General features: G+C 69.2%; 19 protein-coding genes. 9 read left to right on the forward strand and 10 right to left on the reverse strand.

Annotated elements, in window-relative coordinates:
- Positions 1 to 261: 261 nt before the first annotated feature.
- Positions 262 to 585, reverse strand: coding sequence for a hypothetical protein (locus VI238_RS18550; RefSeq protein ID WP_331653958.1), 324 nt, complete (start codon positions 583 to 585; stop codon positions 262 to 264).
- Positions 586 to 726: 141 nt separating this feature from the next.
- Between VI238_RS18550 and VI238_RS18555 the strand changes: the two genes are divergently transcribed.
- Positions 727 to 1044, forward strand: a complete 318-nt coding sequence (locus VI238_RS18555) for a hypothetical protein (protein WP_331653959.1) — start codon at positions 727 to 729, stop codon at positions 1042 to 1044.
- Positions 1045 to 1058: 14 nt separating this feature from the next.
- Positions 1059 to 1346: a hypothetical protein gene (locus VI238_RS18560; protein ID WP_331653960.1), complete on the forward strand. Its 288-nt coding sequence runs from the start codon at positions 1059 to 1061 to the stop codon at positions 1344 to 1346.
- Between the two features lie 37 nt (positions 1347 to 1383).
- Here the strand turns inward: VI238_RS18560 and VI238_RS18565 are convergent, their stop codons facing one another.
- A complete protein-coding gene (locus tag VI238_RS18565) occupies positions 1384 to 1776 on the reverse strand; it encodes a hypothetical protein (protein ID WP_331653961.1) in 393 nt (130 codons plus the stop codon).
- A gap of 166 nt (positions 1777 to 1942) precedes the next feature.
- Between VI238_RS18565 and VI238_RS18570 the strand changes: the two genes are divergently transcribed.
- A complete protein-coding gene (locus tag VI238_RS18570) occupies positions 1943 to 2482 on the forward strand; it encodes a DUF924 family protein (RefSeq protein ID WP_331653962.1) in 540 nt (179 codons plus the stop codon).
- A gap of 19 nt (positions 2483 to 2501) precedes the next feature.
- Here VI238_RS18570 and VI238_RS18575 read toward each other — a convergent pair whose 3' ends face one another.
- The 3 genes from VI238_RS18575 to VI238_RS18585 form a co-directional block, all read right to left on the reverse strand.
- Entirely contained in the window at positions 2502 to 4781 is a 2280-nt protein-coding gene (locus tag VI238_RS18575; RefSeq protein ID WP_331653963.1) for a beta-N-acetylhexosaminidase, read from the reverse strand.
- An 85-nt stretch (positions 4782 to 4866) separates the two neighbouring features.
- Positions 4867 to 7569: a TonB-dependent receptor gene (locus VI238_RS18580; protein ID WP_331653983.1), complete on the reverse strand. Its 2703-nt coding sequence runs from the start codon at positions 7567 to 7569 to the stop codon at positions 4867 to 4869.
- A gap of 92 nt (positions 7570 to 7661) precedes the next feature.
- On the reverse strand, positions 7662 to 8738 hold the full coding sequence (locus VI238_RS18585) for a glucokinase (RefSeq protein ID WP_331653964.1): 1077 nt from the start codon (positions 8736 to 8738) through the stop codon (positions 7662 to 7664).
- 273 nt (positions 8739 to 9011) lie between these two features.
- Here VI238_RS18585 and VI238_RS18590 point away from each other — a divergent pair, with 273 nt between their 5' ends.
- From VI238_RS18590 to nagA, 4 genes are read left to right on the forward strand one after another with little or no spacing between them, the layout of a single operon-like run.
- Positions 9012 to 10286 carry a sugar MFS transporter gene (locus VI238_RS18590; protein ID WP_331653965.1) on the forward strand — a complete coding sequence of 425 codons (1275 nt, stop codon included), beginning with the start codon at positions 9012 to 9014 and terminating at the stop codon, positions 10284 to 10286.
- A 40-nt stretch (positions 10287 to 10326) separates the two neighbouring features.
- The gene (locus VI238_RS18595) at positions 10327 to 11394 is read left to right on the forward strand and encodes a LacI family DNA-binding transcriptional regulator (protein WP_414650090.1); all 1068 of its coding nucleotides are present in this window, start codon (positions 10327 to 10329) and stop codon (positions 11392 to 11394) included.
- 20 nt (positions 11395 to 11414) lie between these two features.
- A complete protein-coding gene (locus tag VI238_RS18600; RefSeq protein WP_414650091.1) occupies positions 11415 to 12455 on the forward strand; it encodes an SIS domain-containing protein in 1041 nt (346 codons plus the stop codon).
- Entirely contained in the window at positions 12455 to 13579 is a 1125-nt protein-coding gene (gene nagA, locus VI238_RS18605) for an N-acetylglucosamine-6-phosphate deacetylase (RefSeq protein WP_331653968.1), read from the forward strand. Before VI238_RS18600 ends, nagA begins: the two co-directional genes overlap by 1 nt.
- Before the next feature lie 51 nt (positions 13580 to 13630).
- Here nagA and VI238_RS18610 read toward each other — a convergent pair whose 3' ends face one another.
- Positions 13631 to 14560 carry a hypothetical protein gene (locus tag VI238_RS18610; RefSeq protein WP_331653969.1) on the reverse strand — a complete coding sequence of 310 codons (930 nt, stop codon included), beginning with the start codon at positions 14558 to 14560 and terminating at the stop codon, positions 13631 to 13633.
- 229 nt (positions 14561 to 14789) lie between these two features.
- On the opposite strand from VI238_RS18610, the gene VI238_RS18615 reads away from it, so the two are divergent.
- Both VI238_RS18615 and VI238_RS18620 read left to right on the forward strand, forming a co-directional pair.
- Positions 14790 to 15170, forward strand: a complete 381-nt coding sequence (locus VI238_RS18615) for a YciI family protein (protein ID WP_331653971.1) — start codon at positions 14790 to 14792, stop codon at positions 15168 to 15170.
- 296 nt (positions 15171 to 15466) lie between these two features.
- Positions 15467 to 16735, forward strand: coding sequence for an RNA polymerase sigma factor (locus VI238_RS18620; RefSeq protein WP_331653972.1), 1269 nt, complete (start codon positions 15467 to 15469; stop codon positions 16733 to 16735).
- A 48-nt stretch (positions 16736 to 16783) separates the two neighbouring features.
- Here the strand turns inward: VI238_RS18620 and VI238_RS18625 are convergent, their stop codons facing one another.
- The 4 genes from VI238_RS18625 to VI238_RS18640 are packed head-to-tail and all read right to left on the reverse strand — an operon-like array spanning position 16784 to position 22562.
- On the reverse strand, positions 16784 to 18076 hold the full coding sequence (locus VI238_RS18625; protein ID WP_331653973.1) for a TolC family protein: 1293 nt from the start codon (positions 18074 to 18076) through the stop codon (positions 16784 to 16786).
- Complete coding sequence (locus VI238_RS18630) at positions 18073 to 18375, reverse strand: DUF3240 family protein (RefSeq protein ID WP_331653974.1); 303 nt, start codon at positions 18373 to 18375, stop codon at positions 18073 to 18075. The genes VI238_RS18625 and VI238_RS18630 overlap by 4 nt, the downstream gene beginning before the upstream one ends.
- Positions 18368 to 21448, reverse strand: a complete 3081-nt coding sequence (locus VI238_RS18635) for a CusA/CzcA family heavy metal efflux RND transporter (protein WP_331653975.1) — start codon at positions 21446 to 21448, stop codon at positions 18368 to 18370. The genes VI238_RS18630 and VI238_RS18635 overlap by 8 nt, the downstream gene beginning before the upstream one ends.
- Before the next feature lies 1 nt (position 21449).
- Entirely contained in the window at positions 21450 to 22562 is a 1113-nt protein-coding gene (locus VI238_RS18640) for an efflux RND transporter periplasmic adaptor subunit (protein WP_331653976.1), read from the reverse strand.
- Between the last annotated feature and the right edge of the window lie 172 nt (positions 22563 to 22734).

Consider the following 22734-nt stretch of genomic DNA (forward strand, 5'->3'; position numbering starts at 1 on the left):
ATCGGATCGCAGCAGACAGCCTCCGCTCGCGCGCATGACTGGCTGTCGAACGGGCGCCGCGCGCGCGGCTCCGATTCAGCGAGGCGCAAGCACGGGTCACCGGCGGTTTCGAGGCGCCCGGATTGCCGACGGTACGGCCACTGACCGAGGAGGTCCGGGCCGTCGAGACCGCGATCGGCGCAGCGCGGGCACAGAAGGCGCGCGAAAAGATGAACGAGGCGCCTGCGCGCGGAGGCTGCAGAGCGCGACCTCGCTGCGCGCCTAGCGTGGGCGAAATGCCGGACGGCCGAAATGCAACTCGCGTTCGATCGAGCCGTCGAGGCGATGAATGACCAGGTGGGTCCGTTCGCCGTCGGCCTCGCGCGCGCGCCCTCGCCGCGCGGCCTCGCGTATCGCGTCGTCCCTGTAATCGAAGCGGTTCAGCAGTTCGCCCCGTTCTTCGATCCGCCACTCGCGCTCGCCGCGCCCCGTGATGTGCCATGTGCTCGTCGTCATTGCCTGCCGTGCCGTTCGATATCCCAGGCGAACGACGGTAGAAGGATCGTTCGATGGCGAACGTGAACGGCCGGGCGCCCGCTCATGCACGATTCATGCATCGCTCGTGCTCCACCGACGTGGGAATTTTTTTCCTATTGCCGCAACCGACGGCGGCGGGTACGGTCATTCGCACGGATCCCGCACGCCGCGGAATTCGAACTCGAATGCAGGGTCGTCGTGCGCATCTCCATGAATCCGAAGGTCGGCTGGCAGCAGGTCGTCGTATTCGAAGCGGACAGCGACGCGCAGTCCGCCGTGAACGCGTTCATCACGCGCTTCTGGCCGGGCGGCGACCATCACGCATGTCGCATCGAGCAGGCCGCGCGCTCGCCCGCGGGATTCCAGTGGTACGACGGCTACGTCGACTTCAGCATCGGCGAGCGGCGCGCGATCCACCTTGCGTCCCGCCTCGTCGACGAACTCGGGCGCGCCCAGCTGCCGCTGTATCGCCTGGTCGCTGGACGCGAGTGGCTCGATCTCGCGGCAGCACAGAAGATCACCGACTGACCACGGAGGATCCCATGCACCCTCGCCTTCGCATGCCCGGACGCAGCGCGCTGCGCATCGGCCGACTGTCGGACGGCGCGGCCTTGCTCGCGCAGCGCGTCCACGACCAGCTCGCCAAGGGCGATCGCACCGTATTCGCCGCCGACGACGGCGTCGTCTACGTCGACCAGCCCGATCGAACCGACGGCATCCCGCTGCACTGGATCGCGGGCACCTTCACGCTCGGACAGTCGTATCCCGACCTCGTCGAGGACATCGCGTTCCTCCGCGACAGTCGCAGCAAGGACTGGATCATCGGCTGACGCGGCGGCGCGCGCACGAGCCACCGCGCCCGGTGGTTCAGGTCGGGTCGCCCCATCCGCCGTCGCTCGACGAGGTGACGCCCGGGAGTGGATCGGGAAACGGGAGCCGCTCGAGCTGCGCGAGATCGGGGTCTACGACGTCGTAATCGCCGAGCGGTCGCGTGCCGTCGGCCATGCGCCAGCCGAGGACGCGCCAGCCGGCGTCGCGATCGACCGCGTCGCTGGCGAAACGCGCCGGCTCCGCACGGACACCGAGCACGTTCCAGACGTCGCGCGCGTCGTCGACGAGCACGAGTTCGATGCGCGCGCTGCGCAGCGGGAGCTCGCTGCCGCCCTTGCCGAGCATCGCATAGCAGCGCTCGATGCGTCGCGAGCCCGCGACGGCGAGCGGAACTCGGCATGGCGGAATCGTCGGATTCGTGTGATGCATGGCGGAGCCTCCTGTGTGGGGACACCGAGACTCGGGGAGCGGCGTCTCAGGATCGGCGACAGGCACCGACCGCATCGATGGCGAACGCCACGCGGGCGGCGTTGCTGGCCAACCGGACTGCGCGACGATAGATTCACGCGTCCGCATGGCCGACGAGGTGCATCACGTGAATGCCGACCCCTTCGATCTCATATCGTTCTGGAAGCAGGCCGGCACCACGAAATGGTTCGGCCGCGACGACGGGTTCGATGCGGCAGTGCGCGAGCGCTATGCCGCCGCGCACCACGCCGCGGCGCGGCGCGAACTCGACGGCTGGCGCGGCAGCGCGGACGGCGCGCTCGCGCTCGTGCTGCTGCTCGACCAGATCCCGCGCAACCTGTTCCGCAACAGCGCGCACGCGTTCGCGACCGACGGCCTCGCGCGCGCGGTCGCGTCGGCGGCGGTGGACGCGGGCCACGACCGCGAGGTCGACCGCGACCTGCGCCTGTTCTTCTACATGCCGTTCGAACATTCCGAAGCGCTCGCCGACCAGGACCGCTCGCTCGCGCTGTTCACCGCGCTGGGCGACGACTACTACCTCAAGTACGCGACCGCGCACCGCGACGTGATCGTGCGCTTCGGCCGCTTCCCGCACCGCAATGCCGCGCTCGGCCGTGCGAGCACGGCCGACGAACAGGCCTGGCTCGATGCCGGCGGCGGATTCTGAACCGCGTCACCGCGCCGCGTCACGGCGTCGGCAGTAGCTCGACCGTGTCGATCGCCCACAGCGGATCGTGTCCCTCGCCGCTGAACAGCAAGCAGAGGTCGCGCGCGCGCGGGCGCTGCGACAGCTGCGCTTCGAGCACGCTCACCGCGGGATTCATGCGTGCGCGATCGAGCGGCAGGCTTGCGAGCAGCGGCCCGGCGCAGCCGTCGCGCACCAGCAGTTCGCCCGCGGCGGTCGCCGGCGCGGGCCGCGGCACGATGTTCGCGACGTCCTTGTACAGCTGGAAGTTGTAGGGCAACTGGCCGACGGCGACGCGGATGCGCGCGACGTCGTCGAGCGGTGCGTGCGGCCAGATCCAGCACGGGTCGAACAGGTCGACGTCGTAGAACGCGCGCGGTCCCTGCGTCGGCGCGTCGTCCTCGAGGCGCAGCACGAGCTTGCCGGTGCATTGCGCGAGTTCGCTGCTCGCGCGCCGATGCGCGGTGTCCGGCAAGCGCGCCGCGATGTCGCCGACGCGACGTCCGTCGAGCCAGGTCGCGGCGCGGATCCTCGCACCCGCGGGTGGTGTCAAGGCACCGCCCGCGTAGATGGCCGCGCGCGCATCGGGGTCGCGTCCGTCGAGCGTGTAGCGCATCGGCAGACCGACCTGGTTCGACAGCGCGATCCCCTGCGCCGTATCGCTGAAACGCACTTCGAACGCGCTCTGCGCCGCGGCGATGCCGTGCGCGCGCCAGCGCTCCATCTGCGGCACGAGTCGCGCGACGAAACGCGACCAGTCGGGCGCCTCGCGTGGCGACCACAGCGCCTCGGCGAGCGCGGCGAGGCGCGGGAACGCCGCGTGCTCCACCATCGCCGTCGTGCGCATGTGCTCGGTCCAGAGGTTCGCCTGCGCACCGAGCACGCGCACGGCGGCGCCCGCGTCCATGCCTGCGGTCGCGTCGAACGCGACGATGTCGGCGAGCGTGCGCAGGTCCGGCCGGCCGGACGGCTCGTCGGCGGCATCGCTCTGCAGGTGGTCGAAATAGAGATCGGGCGACGGCGCCATCACGACCGGATGGCCCGCCTTGGCCGCGTCGATGCCGCCCTTCGTCCCGCGCCACGACATCACCGCGGCGTCCGCGGGACCGCCGCCCTCGAGGATCTCGTCCCAGCCGACCAGCCGGCGGCCGCGTGCGGCGAGGTGCTCGCGCATGCGTGCGATGAACCACCCTTGCAGCGCAGCTTCGTCGGCGAGGCCGAGTTCGCGCATGCGCGCCTGCACGCCCGACGACGCCTTCCACTGGTCCTTCACCGCCTCGTCGCCGCCGATGTGGATGTACTTCGACGGGAACAGCTCGATCACCTCGTCGAGCACGTCCTGCATGAACGCGATGGTCGATTCGTCGACGTTGAGGATGTAGCTGTGCACGCCCCAATCCGCCGACACGACCGGCTCGTCGGCCGACGCTCCGAGTTCGGGGTATGCGGCGATCGCCGCCTGCATGTGGCCGGGCATGTCGATCTCGGGCACGATCGTCACGTAGCGCTCGGCCGCATACCGCACGATGTCGCGCACCTCGTCCTGGGTGTAGAAGCCGCCGTAGCGCACCGGCATGCCGTTCGCGTCGGTGCCCGCGGCGCCGGCCGGACGTCGCCACGCGCCGACCTCGGTGAGGCGCGGGTGACGCTTGATCTGGATGCGCCAGCCCTGGTCGTCGGTGAGATGCCAGTGCAGGACATCGAGTTTGAGCAGCGCGAGTTCGTCGATGAAGCGCTTGATGAACTCGGGCGACTGGAAATGCCGCGCGGAGTCGAGCATCGCGCCGCGCCACTCGAAGCGCGGACGGTCCTCGATGCGCACGGCGGCGACGTCGATCGCATTCGACGCGGTCATCTGCGCCGTCAGCAGTTGCCACAGCGTCGTACCGCCGCGGAACAGGCCGCGCGGCTCGCGTGCGGCGAGTTCGACATGCGCGCCATCGACGACGAGGCGATAGCCCTCGCCCTCGGGCAAGGTCGCATCGTCGCTGCGCAGCTCGAACACGAGGGGCGCGGCCTCGCGCCCCGCCGTCGCGGCGACGTCGAGATGCAGGCCGCGATCGCGCGCGAGGCGCGTCGAGAACGCGCGTGCGATCCCGAGCGCCTCGTCGCCACCGGCGACGTCGAGACGCGCGCCGTCGCGCAGGACGAAATGGCCGTGACCGACCTCGATGCGCGCCGGCCACGGCAGCAACGGCGGCAGCGGCGCTGGTGCCCTCGCCGGCGGATTCGTGCTGCATGCGGCGACGAACAGCACTCCGAATACCGACCATCGGCGCATGCGGACCTCCAGCGAGTGAATCCACACTACACAAAAAAAGACGGGCCGGGATCAGCCGGCCCGCGAACGTCGCACGTTGGAGTCGTCAGAAGGTGAAGCGCAGGTTCGCCATGTAGCGGCGGCCCGTCGTGTACTCGCCGAACAACTGGTCCTCGTTGCCGACCGCGTACTGGTGGTACTTCTCGTTGAGCAGGTTCATCGCGTCGAACGTGACCATCAAGTTCGGGTTGAACTTCCAGCCGAGGCTGAGGCCGAGGTCGGCGTAGTCGTCGACGACCGCGGGCGGCGCTCCGGCGACGTACCCGCCGGCAAGGTAGTGGTCGCGCCAGTTGTAGTTGACGCGCGCGCTGAACGGTCCGTTCTCGTAGTACGGGCCGACACTGACCGAGTTTTCGGACTGGTACGGCATCGGCGTGCCCTGGCTCGTCTCGCCGTCGGCGTAGGTGTAGTTGGCGACCATGCCGAAGCCGGTGCTGCCGAACGCCTGCTGGTAGGTGAGCGTGAAGCCCTTGATCTTCGCCGTGCCTGCGTTGCGCGGGCGCGAGACGCTGTAATCGCAGAAGCCGTCGGCGGTGCAGCCGTGGCTGCCGACGAGCGAATCCCACTGGGTCGGATCGGTATCGCGGATCGAGTTGTAGTGCCGTTCGGTGGACGGCACCGTGTCGATGTAGTTGAGCACGTGCTTGAAGAAGATCGAGCCCGCGATCACCGACTGCTCGGCGAAGTACCACTCGGCCGACAGGTTGAAGTTGACCGACTTGTACGGCTTCAGGTCGGCGTTGCCGCCGCTGCCGGTGAGCACGGTGTCATTGAGGAAGGTGTTGTTGACCATCTGGTTGTACGGCGCCCACGCGATGACTTCCGCGCCGGAGAGGCGCAGCACGACGTCCGGAGCGGCGTCGAACGCGACGTTGAACGACGGCAGCCAATTGTTGGCCGACGACGTCTTGGTCTGGTACCAGCCTGGCAGCGGTGGCAGCACCGGCGCGACGCTGCCAGGCAGGTTGTAGCCCGAGCCTTCCTGTTCGGTGTGCACGTAGCGCACGCCGACGTTGCCGCGCCACGCATCGCTGCCGAAGTCGAGCTGCGCGTACGCGGCCGAGTTCTTCTGCGTCAGCGCCCAGGTGTTGTTGAGGTAGCTTCCCGGATCCGGATGCGCGAAATCGAGGTGGCTGTTGCGGATCCATTCGAGGATGTTGCGTTCGCCGACCTGGATGTGGTGTGCCTGGTCCGCCGAGAAGCCGGAAAAATCGCCGAGGATGTCGGTCGGATCGATCGTGCCGACGTCGGCGAGCGTGCCGGGCGTGACGCCGCCGTAGACATTGAGGCCGTAGTCCTCGTCGTGCTTGGCGTAGCGCACGCCGACGAGCAGGCGATTGATCCAGCCGCCGCCGAAGTCCTTGCTGAAGTCGAGCTGCCCGTAGCTGTCCTTCGCGTGCGCCATGAACACGCCGTTGTTGCCGAGCCAGCCGCCGCCCCAGTTGGCCGGATCGCGGCCGGCGGCCGGGTCGTCGAACGTATAGCCGTGGCGGTCGTCCCAGCTGAACCCGCCGAAGTAGACCGGCTCGAGCAGGTACTGGCTGATCTTCGGATTGTCGGACTTCGTCGTGCCGATCTGGCCCGCGAGCTTCCACCCCTCGCCGCGCCAGGCACCGCGCAGGTCGACGCCCTTGGTGGTGACCTCGGACGAGCGCAGCTGGTTGTCGTAGATGATGCCCGCGCCTTCGCCGGCCGAATGGCCGCCGGTGACGAGGCCGTGGTCGCCCTGCGTGAAGCTGTCGACCGCGCCCATCGTCGTCGCGTTCCAGTGCAGGAAGTTGTAGACGGACTGGTTGTAGTTGTCGAAGCTCTCCTTGATGTAGAGCCCGCTCAGGGTCGCGTCGAACTGCTCGTTCGGCTTGAATTGCAGGTTGACCACGGCGCTGTTGCGCTTGCGCGTCTGCTGGAAGTACGCCGCGTTGATCTCGTCGGGAACGAGTGCGTTCGCGTCGAGCGCGCCGCTCGCGACCTGGGCCGCGATCGCCTCGCTGTTCGCCGCGTACTCGGACACGGGGTGGTAGCCGAAGATCTCGATGCCCTGGCGGTCGACCTTCTCCTCGTAGTGCTGTGCGGCGACGTTGAAGCCGAACGTGCTCTCGTCGTTCTTCCAGCTGTACAAAATCGACGCGTTCGGCTTCCCGTCCTCGGCCTGGTCGTTGTAGTTGTAGCCGATCGAGCCCGCGATCGAGTTGGCGTCGAGATCGAGCGGCAGTCGCGTGTGCATCATGACCGTGCCGCCGAGGCTGCCTTCCGGCAGGCGCGCTTCCGACGACTTGTACACTTCGAGACGACCGAGGATCTCGGGCGCGAGCAGCGTGTAGTCGAAGCCGCGGTTCGGCTGCTCGCCGTAGAGCCAGATCGCCTGTGCGACCGGATGGCCGTCGATGAAGGACAGATTGAGGCTCGGGTCCGTGCCGTCGATGCTCACGCGCTCGCCCTGGCCGAATCGTCGATCGAGCGTGACGCCGGGGATCATGACCATCGCCTCGGCGACGTTCGTGTTCGGGAACTTGCCGATGTCCTCGGCGGTGATCGCGTCGACGATCGCGTTGGCGTCGCGCTTGGTGTCGAGCGACGCCTTGAGGCTCTCGCGGATACCGTGCACGACGATCGCGTCCATCTCCTGCGCACGCGCGTCGTCCTGGGTGGCATCGGCGGCGCCGTCCGCCGTGGTGTCGGCGGCCGCCGATTCCGCCGCGTGCGCCGCGGCGGCGAACGCGAATGCAGCGAGGATGCTCGCCGACAGCATGGTCTTTCGATAGGTCCTGCTCTTCACGGTGAACCCCTCCTCCAGTGGTGTGGTCCGCGACGCGTTCGCTGCGCGCCGCTCGCCGGCTCGTGTCAGTCCGTCGTCGCTTTCGTCCCAGTTCGGTGCGCGGTCGCCGCGCTCGTCGTGCCGCGCTCGCTGTCGTCGCGGTCGAAGTACCAGCTCGCGGCGCCGATGACGCCGAGTTGCGCGTGGTCGACCAGTCGTATCGACGTGCGCGCGAGCGCCTCGCGCATCGCGCCCTTGTCGAGGAAACGCTCGATGAAGCGGCTGCGTACGAGCAGGTCCTTCATCTGCGGCAACACGCCGCCGGCGAGATAGATGCCGCCCTGCGCGCCGTACAGCAGCGCGAGATCGCCGAGCACGCTGCCGAACCAGCCGCAGAAGACCTCGACCGTCTCGGACGCGAGCGCGTCGTCGCCGGCGAGTGCGGCGGCGCTGATCTGCGCCGGCGTCTGCGCATGGGGTGGCACGCCGCGCAACGCGCGCATCGCCGCGTGGAGGTTGCTGAGGCCGGTGCCCGAGAGCACGTGCTCGATGAGCACGCGCGGGCTGCGCTTGCGCAGTTCCCGCAGCACGTCGAACTCGATGTCGGTGGTCGCGGCGAGCGTGGCCTGGCCGACTTCGGTGGCGAGGATCACCGGGCGCCCTTCGCGCGCGATGTGCACGGCGCCGCCGAGTCCCGTGCCCGGCCCGACCACGAGCATCGGCCCGGGACGGTGTTCGGCAGGCCCGCCGAGCAGCAGCGCGCTCGCGTCATCGACGTGGCCGACCGCGTAGGCGATCGCCTTGAAGTCGTTGACGACCGCGAGTTCATCGACGCCCAGGCGCGCCCGTAGTCCGGAGATCGATACCGGCCATGGCAGGTTCACGTTGACGACGGCGTCGTCGACGACGAAGCCCGCGATCGCAAGCGCGACGGCCGGCACGGGCGCGCGCACGCGCGTGTCGCGAAACACCTCGATGATCGAGGCGAGGCTCGGATAGTCCGCGCAGGCGTACTTGCAGTAGTCCGCGATCGCGAACGCGCTGCCGCGGCCGTCCGTGACCGGCACGATCGAAGCGATGCGCGCATGGGTCCCGCCGACGTCGGCCGCGATCAGCGGCTGGCCGGCGACACGCGATGCGATGCGATAGCGGTTCTCTCTCACCCGATTCCCCGGACCTGCTCACGCGACTGCACCCCACGATGGGGCGACCGGTCGGACGGGCGGCAGTCTCGGCATGGTTGACAACGTTGTCAACTTGCACTGCAAAATGATCACGGAGCTGGCTGGAGCTAGTATCGGCGCTACAGCGGGCCGGCGCCGTGTATTGGTTCCTGTGCGGGAATTCGCCGAATGCAAACGGATTGATCCGCGCGGCGACATGAATGACAACGTTAATACGCCATGGCCTAGCCGGTCACGGCGACAGGAGAATCCATGGCTGCGACCGCTGCCAGTGCATCCGTGCCGGGCCGGCATGCGCCGATGCTCGTCATCGGCCTGCTGTTCTTCATCTTCGGTTTCGTGACCTGGATGAATGGGCCGCTGATCCAGTTCGTCGAGCTCGCGTTCGAGCTCGACACCGTCAACGCGTTCCTCGTCCTCATGGCGTTCTACCTGTCGTACTTCTTCCTCGCGCTGCCGTCGGCGGCGATCCTGCGCCGCACCGGGATGAAGCGCGGCATGGCGATCGGCCTGTTCGTGATGGCGTTCGGCGCGCTCGGCTTCGGCGAGTTCGCGGTGCGACGGTGGTATCCCGGCGCGCTCGGCGGGCTGTTCACGATCGGCGCAGGGCTCGCGCTGCTGCAGACGGCGGCGAATCCCTACATCAGCATCCTCGGCCCGATCGAAAGCGCGGCGCAGCGCATCGCGTTCATGGGCATCTGCAACAAGGTGGCCGGCATCCTCGCGCCGTTCGCGCTCGGCGCGCTCGTGCTGCACGGCCTCGGCGACCTCAAGGCGCAGGTCCAGGCGGCCGACCCGGCCACGCGCAGCGCGCTGCTCGCCGCATTCGCTGCGCGCGTGCACCTGCCCTACCTCGGCATGGCGGCCGTGCTCGCCGCGCTCGGCGCCTGGATCGTGCGCTCGCCGCTGCCCGAGGTGCGCTCGTCCGAGGCGAACGCGGCCGCGGCGCGCGGACCGCGCGAAGGCCTCGCCGCGTTCCCGCACCTGTGGCTCGGCGTGATCTGCCTGTTCGTCTACGTCGGCGTCGAAGTCATGGCCGGCGACGCGATCGGCACCTACGGCCGCGGCTTCGGACTTCCGCCGGACTCGACCAAGCTGTTCACGTCGTTCACGCTGTTCGCGATGCTCGTCGGTTACGTATGCGGCCTCGCGCTGATCCCGCGCTTCGCCTCGCAGCAGCGCTACCTCGCGATCTCGGCCGTGCTCGGCGTCGTGTTCTCGCTGTGCGCATACGCGACGAGCGGCTACGTCTCGGTCGGCTTCGTCGCCGCGCTCGGCTTCGCCAATGCGATGATGTGGCCGGCGATCTTCCCGCTCGCGATCAAGGGGCTCGGGCGCCTCACCGAGATCGGCTCCGCGCTGCTCATCATGGGCATTGCCGGCGGCGCGCTGATTCCGCAGGCGTTCGCGATCCTGCGCGAGCACCACGACTTCCAGTCCGCGTTCGCGGCGATCATGATCCCGTGCTACCTCTACATCCTCTATTACGCGTTGCTCGGCCACCGTGCCGGACGCACTGCGCAGTGACGATGGACGCTCGTTCCACCGGCATCCGCTCTCCACTAGGATGCGCCATCGCAGGCGCGGGAGAACGGATGTGAGTCGTCCCACCATCAAGGACGTCGCGCGGCACGCGGGCGTCTCGCTGAAGACGGTGTCGCGCGTGATCAACGGCGAGGCGTCGGTGCGCGCCGACACGCGCGAGCGCGTGCAGCGCGCGATCGACGAGCTCGATTACGCGCCCGACCAGGCCGCGCGCAACCTGCGCGGCGCGACCTCGCACGCGATCGGCCTCGTCTACGACAACCCGAACCCCTACTACGTCATCAGCGTGCAGAACGGCGTGCTCGCGGCCTGCCGCGACCAGGACTTCGGGCTGCAGATCCACCCGTGCGACTCGAACGCACCCGGCCTCGCCGACGAGCTGCGCGAGCTCGTCGCCCACGCGCGGCTCGCCGGCCTCGTGCTCGCACCGCCGATGTCCGAGCGCATGGAGCTCATCCGCTACCTCGCCGAACACGGCATCCGCTTCGTGCGCATCATCTCCGCGGCCGAGGATCCGAACGACGGCTATCCGTGCGTCTACGTCGACGACCGCGACGCCGCCTACGACATCACCGAGCACCTGATCCAGCTCGGCCACCAGCGCATCGGCTTCCTGTGGGGCGGCGCCGAACACCGTTCGAGCCCGGAGCGCTTCAAGGGCTACGAGGCGGCGCTGAAGGACTACGGCATCCCGCTCGACAAGAAACTCGTGATCCCGGGCGACTACTCGTTCGACGACGGCTTCCGCGGCGCGCGCCGTCTGTTCGCGCTGCGCGAGCCGCCGACCGCGATCTTCGGCTCCAACGACGAGATCGCTGCGGGCGTGCTCGCCGCGGCGAAGGCGAACGGCATCGACGTTCCGTACGAACTGTCGATCGCCGGCTTCGAGGACAGCCCGTTCTCGCGCCAGTCGTGGCCGGCTTTGACGACCGCGAAGCAGGCGACCGAGGACATCGCGCGCCACGCAGCGCTGCGGCTGATCGCAGAACTGAAACCGGCCGGCAGCGGCGTCATCCACGTCAATCGCGGCTTCAGCCCGCAGCTCGTGATCCGCGATTCGACCGCGCGCGTGCGCACGACCGCGTCATGAGCGCCGTGCCCGGGGACACCATGACCGAACCCACCCACGCCGCCGAAGCGACGCGCATGTACCTTGAAGTGCGCGAATCGTCGACGGCGATCGCGCGCCAGCTCGAGGCGAACCGCGCCGCGATCGGCGAGCTCGCTTCGAGCCTGCGGCGCGAGCGCCCACGCTTCGTCGCGACCGGCGCGCGCGGCAGTTCCGACAACGCCGCCACGTTCGCGAAGTACCTGTTCGAAACGCGACTGCGCGTGACGACGGCATCGGCGGCGCCGTCGGTGCAGTCGATCTACGCGGCACGGCCCGAGCTCGACGGCGCGCTGTTCCTCGCGATCTCGCAGTCGGGCAGGAGCCCCGACCTCGTTGCGCAGGCGTCCGCCGCGCGCCGCTCCGGCGCGCGCGTCGTCGCGATGGTCAACGTCGTCGACTCGCCGCTCGCGGCGGCGGCCGACGTCGTGGTACCGCTGCACGCTGGCCCCGAACTCAGCGTCGCGGCGACGAAGAGTTACCTCTGCTCGCTCTCGGCGCTGCTCCACCTCGCAGCCGAGTGGGGCGAGGACGCGCGCCTGCGCGATGCGCTCGCGCAGGTCCCCGAAGCGCTCGAGAAGGGCTGGAGCGCGGACTGGTCCGCACTCGTCGACGGCCTCGCCGACGCGCGCAACCTGTTCGTCGTCGGCCGTGGCTTCGGCCTGACCGCCGCGCAGGAAGTCGCTCTCAAGTTCAAGGAAACCTGCGGCCTGCACGCCGAGGCGTTCAGCGCGGCGGAAGTCCAGCACGGGCCGATGACGCTCGTCGAGCACGGCTTCCCGGTGCTGTTCTTCGCCCAGCACGACGACAGCTTCGACGGCACCCTCGCGGTGGCGGAACGGTTCCGCGAACGCGGCGCGCGCGTGTGGGTCGCCGCACCGGGTGGCGCCGCCGACTTGCCGTTCGCCGCGACCGCCGACCCGGCGTGCGCGCCGCTGCTCGCGGTGCACCGCTGCTATGGTGCGATCAATGCGCTCGCGCTGCGGCGCGGACGCGACCCCGATGCGCCGCCGCACCTGCGCAAGGTGACCGAGACGCGTTGATGGCCACTGCCCTCGTCAACACCCGCGTGCTCGTCGACGACGCCTTCCGCGACGATCTCGCGGTGATCGTCGACGACGGCATCATCGTCGCCGTCGAGCTCGCGCGCGATGCGCACGCCCGTGCGTGCGAACGCGTCGACCTCGGCGGCCACTGGCTCGTGCCCGGTTTCATCGACGTGCAGGTCAACGGCGGCGGCGGCGTGCTGTTCAACGATTCGCCGACGGCCGAAGCCATCCGGCGCATCGGTGCCGCGCACCGGCGCTACGGCACGACCGGTTTCCTGCCCACCCTGATCAGCGACGACCGCGCGACGATGCGCGCAGCGATCGACGCCGTCGACGATGCGATCGCGCAAGGCGTGCCCGGCGTGCTCGGCATCCATCTCGAGGGACCGTACCTCGCGCCCGCGCGCCGCGGCGCGCATGACGCCTCGAAGTTCCGCGCGCTCGACGATGCCGAACTCGAACTCGCGTGTTCGCTGCGCCGCGGCCTCACCGTGCTCACGCTCGCGCCGGAGCAGGTGCCGCCCGCGCGCGTGCGCGAGCTCGTCGCGCGCGGCGTGATCGTGTGCATCGGCCATTCCGCCGCGGACTACGCGCAGGCGCGCGCCGCGCTCGACGCGGGCGCGCGCGGCTTCACGCATCTGTTCAATGCGATGTCGCCGCTGCAGGGGCGCGAGCCGGGCATGGTCGGCGCCGCGCTCGAGGATCGCGCGAGCTGGTGCGGCCTCATCGTCGACGGCCACCACGTGCACCCGGCTTCGCTGCGGGTCGCGCTCGCGGCGAAGCCGCGTGGCAAGCTCCTGCTCGTGACCGACGCGATGCCGCCCGTCGGCGCCGAATCGGATGCGTACGAGCTCGCCGGCGTGACGATCCGCTGCCGCGACGGCCGCTGCGAAACACCCGACGGCGTGCTCGCCGGCTCCGCGCTCGACATGGCGAGCGCCGTGCGCAACACGGTCGCGACGCTCGGGGTGCCGCTCGAGGATGCGCTGCGCATGGCCTCGACCTGGCCGGCCGAGTTCCTCGGCGTGGGCGCAGAACGCGGTCGCATCGCACCGGGCCGGCGCGCCGACCTCGTCGAACTGGACGCCGGCCTTCGCGTGGTGCGCTGCTGGCCCTGACCGACGCCGCGTCGCCGCCGCGCCGTTCGGCGCGGGGCGAGGCGAGCCCGGTCAGTGCGCCGATCCGGTGTAGTCCTGCAGTGCGGCGTGCAACGTGTCGAACTCCCGCGCGAGCACCGCTTCGAGCGCACGCTTGTCGGTGCCGACGAGGACGCTCTGGTCCCGCGTCGCCACCGCGGGGTTGACCTGGTTCGCGCCGAGCGGCACGAGTTCGCCCTCGTAGAGCACGCGCGCGGCCGTCGCGGGCGAGCCGTCGCCGGTCGGATCGCTGCTCGACAGATGCACCCAGCCCGAGCCGAGGCCGCGGCGATCGTCCATGCCGAGCACGTACGAATGCACGTAGCTGCCCGACTGCGCGGCCGCGACGATGAACCGGTGCGCGGCGGCCGAGTAGGTGCCGAGCGCGACATGGCCGAGGCCGTCGTCGCTGTGGCCGGCGGCGTATATGGTGCCGTCGGAACCCGTGTACGCATGATCGAAGACGATCCAGTCGCCGTCGACGATGCCGCCGACGTTCAAGCTGAACGTCCATTCGCCGTAGAGCATGCCCGTCAACGACGGAAAGCCGTAGTTGAACTTGACGATCTCGAGCGAACCCGCCGGTGTCGTCAGCGTCGCCGACTGGTTGTCGTGGAACTGGATCGTCATCGGCCCCGCCGCACCGACGTGCACGACCGGCTGGTGCGACGCCGGGCAACCGAAGCACTGCCCGTCGGAATAGCTGTCGTACGTGCTCGTGAATCGACCCGTCGCGTGGTTGTAGGTGCCCGACGACAGGTACCAGATCGGATCGCCGCCGGTCGTGTAGATGAAGGTCGTCACGATCATCGTGTCGCCTTGCAGGTCGATGTTGAAGCCGCGGCCGCCGTCGCCCGGGTGCGCCCACAGGCCGACCGACGGCCCTCCGATCGTCGTGAACGCCTGCGCCGTGAAACTGCCGATCGCGAGCGCAAGCGCCGCGAGCCATGAGATGCCTTTCATTGCGGTTCCTCCCTTCGTGCCTGGCCGTGCGGCGTCGTCGCCGCCCCTGCGGCCGCGAGCCGGCCGCGACCCTCCGATCGCGACGGCGCGGCCGTATCCATGAGATACGGCGCGTCGTCGCGTTCCAGACACGCGCGGCATGTCGATTTCCCGTCCCTCCGTTCGTCGTCTTCCCCGAACACCGGGTCGTACCGCCCGCCCGGGCGCCGACCCGCACCGGGAGAGGATCATGAGAGTCATGGTGATGGTGCGGGCGACCGACGCGTCCGAGCGCGGCGAGCGGCCGAGCCGCGAGCTCCTGGGGGCGATGGGGCGCTTCAACGAGCAACTCGCGAACGCGGGCATCCTGCTCGCCGCCGACGGCCTCGCGCCGAGTTCGGCCGGAGCACGCGTGCGCTTCTCGGGCAGGACGCGCACCGTCGTCGACGGTCCGTTCGCCGGGGCGAAGGAGCTCGTCGCCGGCTTCTGGCTCTGGCAGGTGCGTTCGCTCGACGAGGCGATCGAGTGGGCGCGTCGCTGTCCCAACCCGTCCGGGCAGGGCGAGTCGGAGATCGAGATCCGACCGCTTTACGAGCCCGAGGACTTCGCCACCCTGCCCGCGGACGGCTGAGCCCTGCGGCGCCCTTCCGTCGCTGCCGCCACGCGTGGAGAACCCGATGCCCGTCGTCGCCACGATCTTCGTATGCCTCGTCGCGGAACCGCTCGTCGCGTCGGCCAAACCCTCCGCGCCCGGCGCGCAGCGCCGCGTGATCGCGCGACATCGACGCTCATGCAGGTGTCCAGCCGCATGATCGGCAGTGACGTCGAAGGCGGCCCCGCGGGCTGCGCGGCGATCCGCCGGGATGCGCGCCGGCGCGCACTTCCGGCGCTTGTGCCGCACCCGGCGAGATGGTCTGATCGGCGGCCATGCCGACCGACCCTCTCCATCGAAAGATCGACGCGATCTGGCGCATCGAATCGCCCAGACTCATCGCGAGTCTCACGCGCATGGTGCGCGACATCGGCCTGGCCGAAGAGCTCGCCCAGGACGCGCTCGTCGCGGCGCTCGAGAACTGGCCCGGCGCGGGGATGCCGGACAATCCCGCAGCCTGGCTCATGGCGACCGCGAAGCGTCGCGCGATCGACCAGTTGCGGCGCCAGCAACTGCAGCAGCGCAAGCACGAACAACTCGGGCACGACCTCGTCGCGGAGCTGGACGGGGGCCACGCCGACATCACCGATGCGCTCGACGACGACATCGGCGACGACCTCCTGCGTCTCGTGTTCACGTCCTGCCATCCCGTGCTGTCCAAGGACGCGCGCGTAGCGCTGACCCTGCGCGTGCTCGGTGGCCTGACCACCGACGAGATCGCGCGCGCGTTCCTCGTGCCCGAAGCGACCATCGCGCAGCGCATCGTGCGCGCGAAGAAGACGCTCGCCGCCGCCGACGTGCCGTTCGAGGTGCCGCGCGGACCGGAGCTCGCCGAACGCCTCGCCGCCGTGCTCGAAGTGATCTACCTCGTCTTCAACGAAGGTTACTCCGCGACCGCGGGCGACGACTGGATGCGGCCGCACCTGTGCGAGGACGCGCTGAGGCTCGGCCGCGTGCTCGCCGGGCTCATGCCCGAACAAGCCGAAGTGCACGGCCTCGTGGCGCTCATGGAGATCCAGGCGTCGCGCTCGCGCGCGCGCGTCGGTCCGAACGGCGAACCGATCCTGCTGCTCGAGCAGAATCGCGCGTTGTGGGATCGCCTGGCGATCGAGCGAGGCCTTGCCGCGCTCGCGCGCGCGGACCGGCTCGGCGGCTCGCTCGGGCCCTACGCGTTGCAGGCCGCGATCGCGGCGTGCCACGCGCGCGCACGCGTCGCCGAGGAGACGGACTGGGCGCGCATCGCCGCGCTCTACGGCGTGCTCGCGGGCGTCGCGCCCTCGCCGATCGTCGAACTCAACCGTGCGGTCGCCGTCGCGATGGCGGGCGGCCCCGCCGATGGCCTCGCGATCGTCGACGCGATCGCCGCCGAACCGTCGCTGCAGAACTACCACCTGCTGCCGAGCGTGCGCGGCGACTTCCTCGCGCGGCTCGGCCGCCGCACGGAGGCGCGCGCCGAGTTCGAACGCGCCGCCTCCCTCACGCGGAACGAACGCGAGCGCGCATTGCTGCTCTCGCGCGCCGCCGCGTGCGACGCGGGCGCCTGAGTGTACCGAACGAGGTCGCGCCGCCCGCGTGCCGGTGCGTGGAGCGCATCATTCCGCGTCGGGGAGTCGGGTTTCCGCGCGCGACGCTTCCTCCGTCGTCGTTGCTCCCGCCGTCGTCAGGTCGCTCCACAGACCGCCCGTTGCGAGCGCCACCCGGTAACGGGCGAGCACCGCATCGAACTGCGCGCGCGCGGCCGTCCGAGAGGCATCGAGCGACTGGCGGCGCGCGAGCAGCAGCGTCTGCAGGTCGGCCTCGCCGAGCGCATACGCGCGTTGCGTCAGCGTGGCGTTCTCGCGCGAGCGATCCGCTGCGGTCTTGGCCAGTCGCCAACCGTCGAACCGCCCCTGGAGCTCCAGCACGCGCGCCGCCGCATCCGCTTCCACGCGCTGCCGCTCGCGCCGCAGGGTCGCCTCGGTCATGTCGCGGACGCTGAGCGCACGGCCGAGCTTCCGGCTCCTGTACTCGCCGGGCAGCGGCACGCTCAGGCTCAGGCCGACGATGCGCTCGTTGCCGAACGCTTCCGACGCACCGAACACGCCGATCGTCGGATCGGGCAGGCGATCGGCGCGCTCGCGCTCGACGGAGGATTCGGCGAAACGCAGTTCGGCATCCGCGACCTGCAATGCCATGCTCGTCGAGACGAGCGCGGCCTTCAGAGACTCGAGCGATTCGTCGACTGGAAGCGGTTGCGACAACAGAGGCGGGTCGGCGGGAAGTTCCGCGAAGCGAGCGCCGAGTCGGGCCTTCGCTTGTGCCTCGCTCGTCTCGAGTTCGCGCTGCAGGCGTTCGATGTCGGCACGATCGGCCTCGGCGAGGTTGAGCTCGAGTCGCGCAGCATCGCCGGCCTTGACGCGCTTCTCGACCGCGTCGCGATTCCTGCCGACGAGCTCGACCTGCTCGTCGACGAGTCGGCGCTCCGCCGAAGCGACAGACCACGTAAGCCACAGCTGGACGAGATCGGTGACCGCCTGCAGTCGCGTCTCACCCTGGCGCGCTTCGGCGATCGCTTCCGTGTCCCGGCCGAGTTGCGTGTCGAGCGATCGCTTCCCGGGCAACCGGATCGTCCGCTCGAGGCCCGCATTCCACTCGCGCGATGTTCCACCGTCGTCGTAGCGACGGCGCTGACCGGTCGCATTGATCGTCCATTCGTTCGGCGATGCGCGCAGCATGCCGGCTTCGTGCCGTGCGCGCGCGCGTTCGAAGTCGGACGCCTGCATGCCCGGATCGCCCTCGAGCCAGCGGGCGACGCTGTCGTGCTGCGGCAGATCCGGCGTAGCGGTCGGGTCGCTCGCGCACGCACTCGATGCGACCAGCAGCAGGAAGAGGCTCCAGCGCTTCATGCGAGCACTCCTGCGTCGCTGATCGGCGCGACCCAGAATCGTATTCCGCTGCAGCCGAAATCCCGCGCGAGAATCCCGCGCAAGGTCTCCCATTGCGGCGAAGGCAGGATGATCTGCACGAGCAGGATGCGCACGCGCCCCATGACCCGCTCGTTCGCACTCATGGTGCCGTCTGCGATGCCGTGGCCGAAGGTCGGCGTGCTCGTGAACACGGATTCGGGGAACGTCAGGAGGAGTCGGTCGAGCAGGTTCTCCTCGACGTCCGGCGAGCAGAGAATCGAACACTGAAGGTCAGACATGGGGCACCCCGGGTTTCGCCTGGCCGAACCGCAGATAGAGGATCGGCAGGATCAGCAGCGTGAGGGCGGTCGCGGTGACGAGGCCGCCGATGACGACGATCGCGAGCGGACGCTGCACCTCCGAGCCCGGCCCACTCGCAAACAGCAACGGAATGAGACCGAATGCGGTGATCGAAGCCGTCATCATCACGGGCCGCAGGCGCCGCTGTGCGCCCAGCCGGACGGCATCGACGAGCGAATGCCCTTCGGCATGGAGCTGGTTGAAGCAGCTCACGAGCACGACGCCGTTCAACACCGCGATTCCGAGCAACGCGATGAATCCGACCGATGCCGGCACCGACAGGTATTCGCGCGCGACCCAGAGCGCGACGATGCCGCCCACGAGTGCGAACGGGACGTTCGAAAGAACGAGCAGCGCCTGCCTCACCGAACCGAAGGTCGAGAACAGCAGGACGAAGATCAGGCCGAGCGCGAGCGGAACCACGAGCGCCAAGCGCGCGGCGGCGCGCTGCTGGTTCTCGAACTGCCCGCCGAACGTGAGGCGATAGCCGACAGGCAGCGGAACCGCCGCGGCGATCTTCGCCTTCGCTTCTTCGACGAATCCGACGAGATCGCGTCCGCTGACGTTCGCGATGACGACGCTGTAACGGCTTCCGAGTTCGCGATCGATCTTCACGGGACCGGCCGCGCGTTCGAGCCGCGCCAGCGCCGATAGCGGCACCTGCCCGCCTTCCGGCGTCGCGATGCGGAGCGCGGCGAACGCGGCCGGGGACAACGTGACGAGTTCGGGACCCCTGACGACGACGGGGATGCGCTGGTTTCCATCGATGACCATGCCGGCGCGCTGTCCCTCGACCTGCGCGCGCAGCGCATCCTGGACGTCTTCCACGTCGAGCCCGAACCGGCCTGCGGCCAATCGATCGATGACGACGCGCAGGTACTGCACGCCGTCGTTCTGGACCGTATAGACGTCCTGGCTTCCGGATAGTCCGCGCACGACGCCGTCGATCTTCGCGGCCAACTCGCCGAGCGTGCGAAGGTCGGGGCCGAAGATCTTGATCGCGACGTCGCCTCGCACGCCGATGATCATTTCCGAAACGCGCATCTCGATCGGCTGCGTGAAGCTGTACCTGATCGGCAGCGTGTCGAGCACCGCGCGGATACGCTGCAGCAGCTCCTCCTTGCCCGAAACGCTCCACTCGTCCTTCGGCTTCAGAACGAGGAACGTGTCCGTCTGGTTGAGGCCCATCGGGTCGAGGCCGAGTTCATCCGATCCGGCGCGACCGACGACGCCCGTGATCTCGGGCACCTTGCGCATGAGCTCGGCCTGGATGCGACTGTCGAGCACTGCGGTTTGCTCGAGGCTGATCGACGGGAGCTTCTCGACGCCGACGATGACGTCGCCCTCGTCCATCGTCGGCATGAAGGTCTTGCCGACCCGCGTGTAGACGACGACGGCGAGGACGAGCAGGACTGCAGCGGCGACCAGAAACGGTTTCGGTCGCGCCAGGGCGCGCTGCAGGAGCGGCGCATAGGCCGCATGAAGTCGTCGCGGGAGCCAGGGCTCGTCGTGGCCCACGTTCGCGAGCAAGTACGACGCGAGCACCGGGATGATCGTGAAGGAAAGAAGCAGCGAGCTGGCGAGCGCGAAGACGATCGTGAGGGCGACCGGAACGAACAACTTCCCTTCGAGCCCTTCGAGCGTCAACAGCGGCAGGAAGACCGTGATGATGATGCAGATGCCCGCCGCGGTCGGCATGGCGACTTCGCGCACGGCGCGAAAGATCACGTGGAGGCGCGGCAACTTGCCGGCGGCCGGATCGTGAGCGACGTGCTGCACCACGTTCTCGACCACGACCACCGCTGCGTCGACGAGCAGGCCGATCGCGATCGCCAGCCCGCCGAGACTCATGAGGTTCGCCGACATCCCGAAGACGCGCATGAGGATGAAGGTGCACAGTGCAGCGAGCGGCAGGACCAGTGCGACCGTGATCGCCGCACGCACGTTGCCGAGGAACAGCCCGAGCAGGATCAGCACGAGTACGGTCGCCTCGACCAGCGCTTTCGACACGGTCGATACTGCGTGCTCGACGAGCGCGGCGCGGTTGTAGAACACCCTGAGCTCGATCCCCTTCGGCAGCGTGGGCTTCAGATCCGCGAGCTTCTTCTCGACCGCTTCGACGACGGCACGCGCATTGGCGCCGGCGAGGCCGAGCACGAGCCCCTCGACCGCTTCGCCGCGCCCGTCCGCGGTGACGACGCCGTAACGCGTCAACGACGACGTGCGAACCTCGGCGACGTCGCCGACGCGGACGGGCACGCCGCCTTCGACGCCGACGACGATCGCACGCAGGTCGTCGGCATTGCGCACATTGCCTTCGCTTCGCACGAGCAAGGCTTCTTCGCCGTCGTTGAGGCGCCCGGCACCGTCGTTGCGATTGTTGGCTTCGAGCTTGTCGCGGAGCGTGGCGCTACCCAGGTGCGCCGCAGCCATCCTGGCGGGATCGGGCACGACTTCGAACACGCGCACGAGTCCACCGAGTGCGTTGACGTCCGCGACGCCGGGCACCGTGCGAAGCGCAGGCCGGATTGTCCAGTCGAGCAGGTTCCTGCGCTCGGCCAACGAGTACCCTTCGCCCTCGATCGTGAACATGAACATCTCGCCGAGAGGCGTGGTGATCGGTGCCATGCCGCCGTCGATCCCGGGCGGCAGCTCCTCGCCGATGCCCGCGAGCCGCTCGGCGACCTGCTGCCTCGCCCAGTAGATGTCGGTGCCGTCGTCGAAATCGAGCGTGACGTCGACGATGCCGTACTTGGACATCGAGCGCAGCATGCGCTGATGAGGTATCCCGAGCATTTCGGTCTCGATCGGGATCGCGATGCGGGTCTCGGCCTCCTCGGGCGTCATCCCGGGCGCCTTCATGATGATCTTGACCTGCACGCCCGAGACATCGGGAAACGCGTCGATCGGAAGGCTGCGGAACGCAAGCCATCCGGAGCCCGCGAGCAGCGCCGCGGCGACGAGCACGAACATGCGTTGCGCCAGTGCGAACTGGATCACTCGCTGCAGCATGTCATTCGTCCTCGCCGCCGCTTTCGCCGAGCCATGCGGCCTTCAACGCGATCGTGCCTTCGATCGCGACCTCGTCGCCGGCCTCGAGCGGGCCCGTGACGCTGACGTCTTGCGTGCCCTCGGCCGAGACGGTCACCGCCGTCGCACGAAATCCGTCGCCATTGCGCACGAACACCACGTCGCGGTCGTCGTGGTGCACGACCGCCGCATTCGGCAGCGACCACGATTCGCCGGCGAGCCTCAGCGGAACCTGCACCTGCAGGAACTCGCCGGGGCGGAGCGAGTCCGTCCCCTCGACGACGGTCGCCCGCAGCGTCACGGTCTGGCCGCCGTTGACCTGCGCCGAAACGCTCAGCGGCTTCGCGCGAGCCTCGCGCCCCGCGACGACGAGATTCCCTTTCGGATCCCAGCTGTTCGCGAGCGACGCAGGAAGGTCGATGTCGAGCCAAAGCGTGCCGAGCTCGACCAGGTGCAGCAGCGGATCGGCGTCCGCGACGCGCTGGCCCGGCTTGACTTCGATCGAAAGGATCGTGCCCGCACGCGGCGCGCGGATTTCGAGGTGGTCCTGGACCTGCCCGGCGGCGACTTTCGCTATGACCGCATCCGATGCGCCCGCGAGGCGCAACGCGGCGCGCGCATGGAGTTCGGTCGCGCGAGCGGTGCTCGCGGCGGCATAGGCTTCGATGACTCGCCGTTCCGGGATGATGCCTTCGGCGAAGAGCTTCTTCTCGCGCCTGCGCGCGCTGTCTGCGACCCGCGCCTGGTTGGTGGCTTCGAACAGCTTGAGCTGCAGTTCGCCGAACTCGGGACTGTTGATGCGAAGCAGCGGCTGGCCGGCAGCGACGACCGCGTGGTCCTCGACGAGGATCTGGTCCACGCGTCCAGAGACGGCCGCGCTGATCATCTGGTCCTTGTCGCGAGGCACGATCGCGCGAGCCGGATACAGCACGCCGGACGAAGGGGACGGGCGTTCGAGCCTCGTCGTCCTGACGCCGATCGCACTCGCCTGCGCGGCCGTCATCGCGATGTCGTCCGCCGCTCGCGCCATTGCGCCGGCAAGAACCAGAACGACGAACGCAGTTGCGTGGAACAGGCGCGTCCTGCCCGCATGCATGAACGGCCGCTGGCGTCCGCGAGCGCCGGAATGCGCGGAAAATCGGACGTCGGACGACGTCCGGATATCGAAGAACATGACGATCTCCCAGGATCAGGTGGAAGAGCGCATCAAGTGCGCTCGTGCGCCGAAGCGCTCGACGGGAGATCAGGCGATGGGAGGACGGAGATCC

The sequence above is a fragment of the Dokdonella sp. genome (assembly GCF_036518555.1).
Taxonomy (GTDB): domain Bacteria; phylum Pseudomonadota; class Gammaproteobacteria; order Xanthomonadales; family Rhodanobacteraceae; genus Dokdonella_A.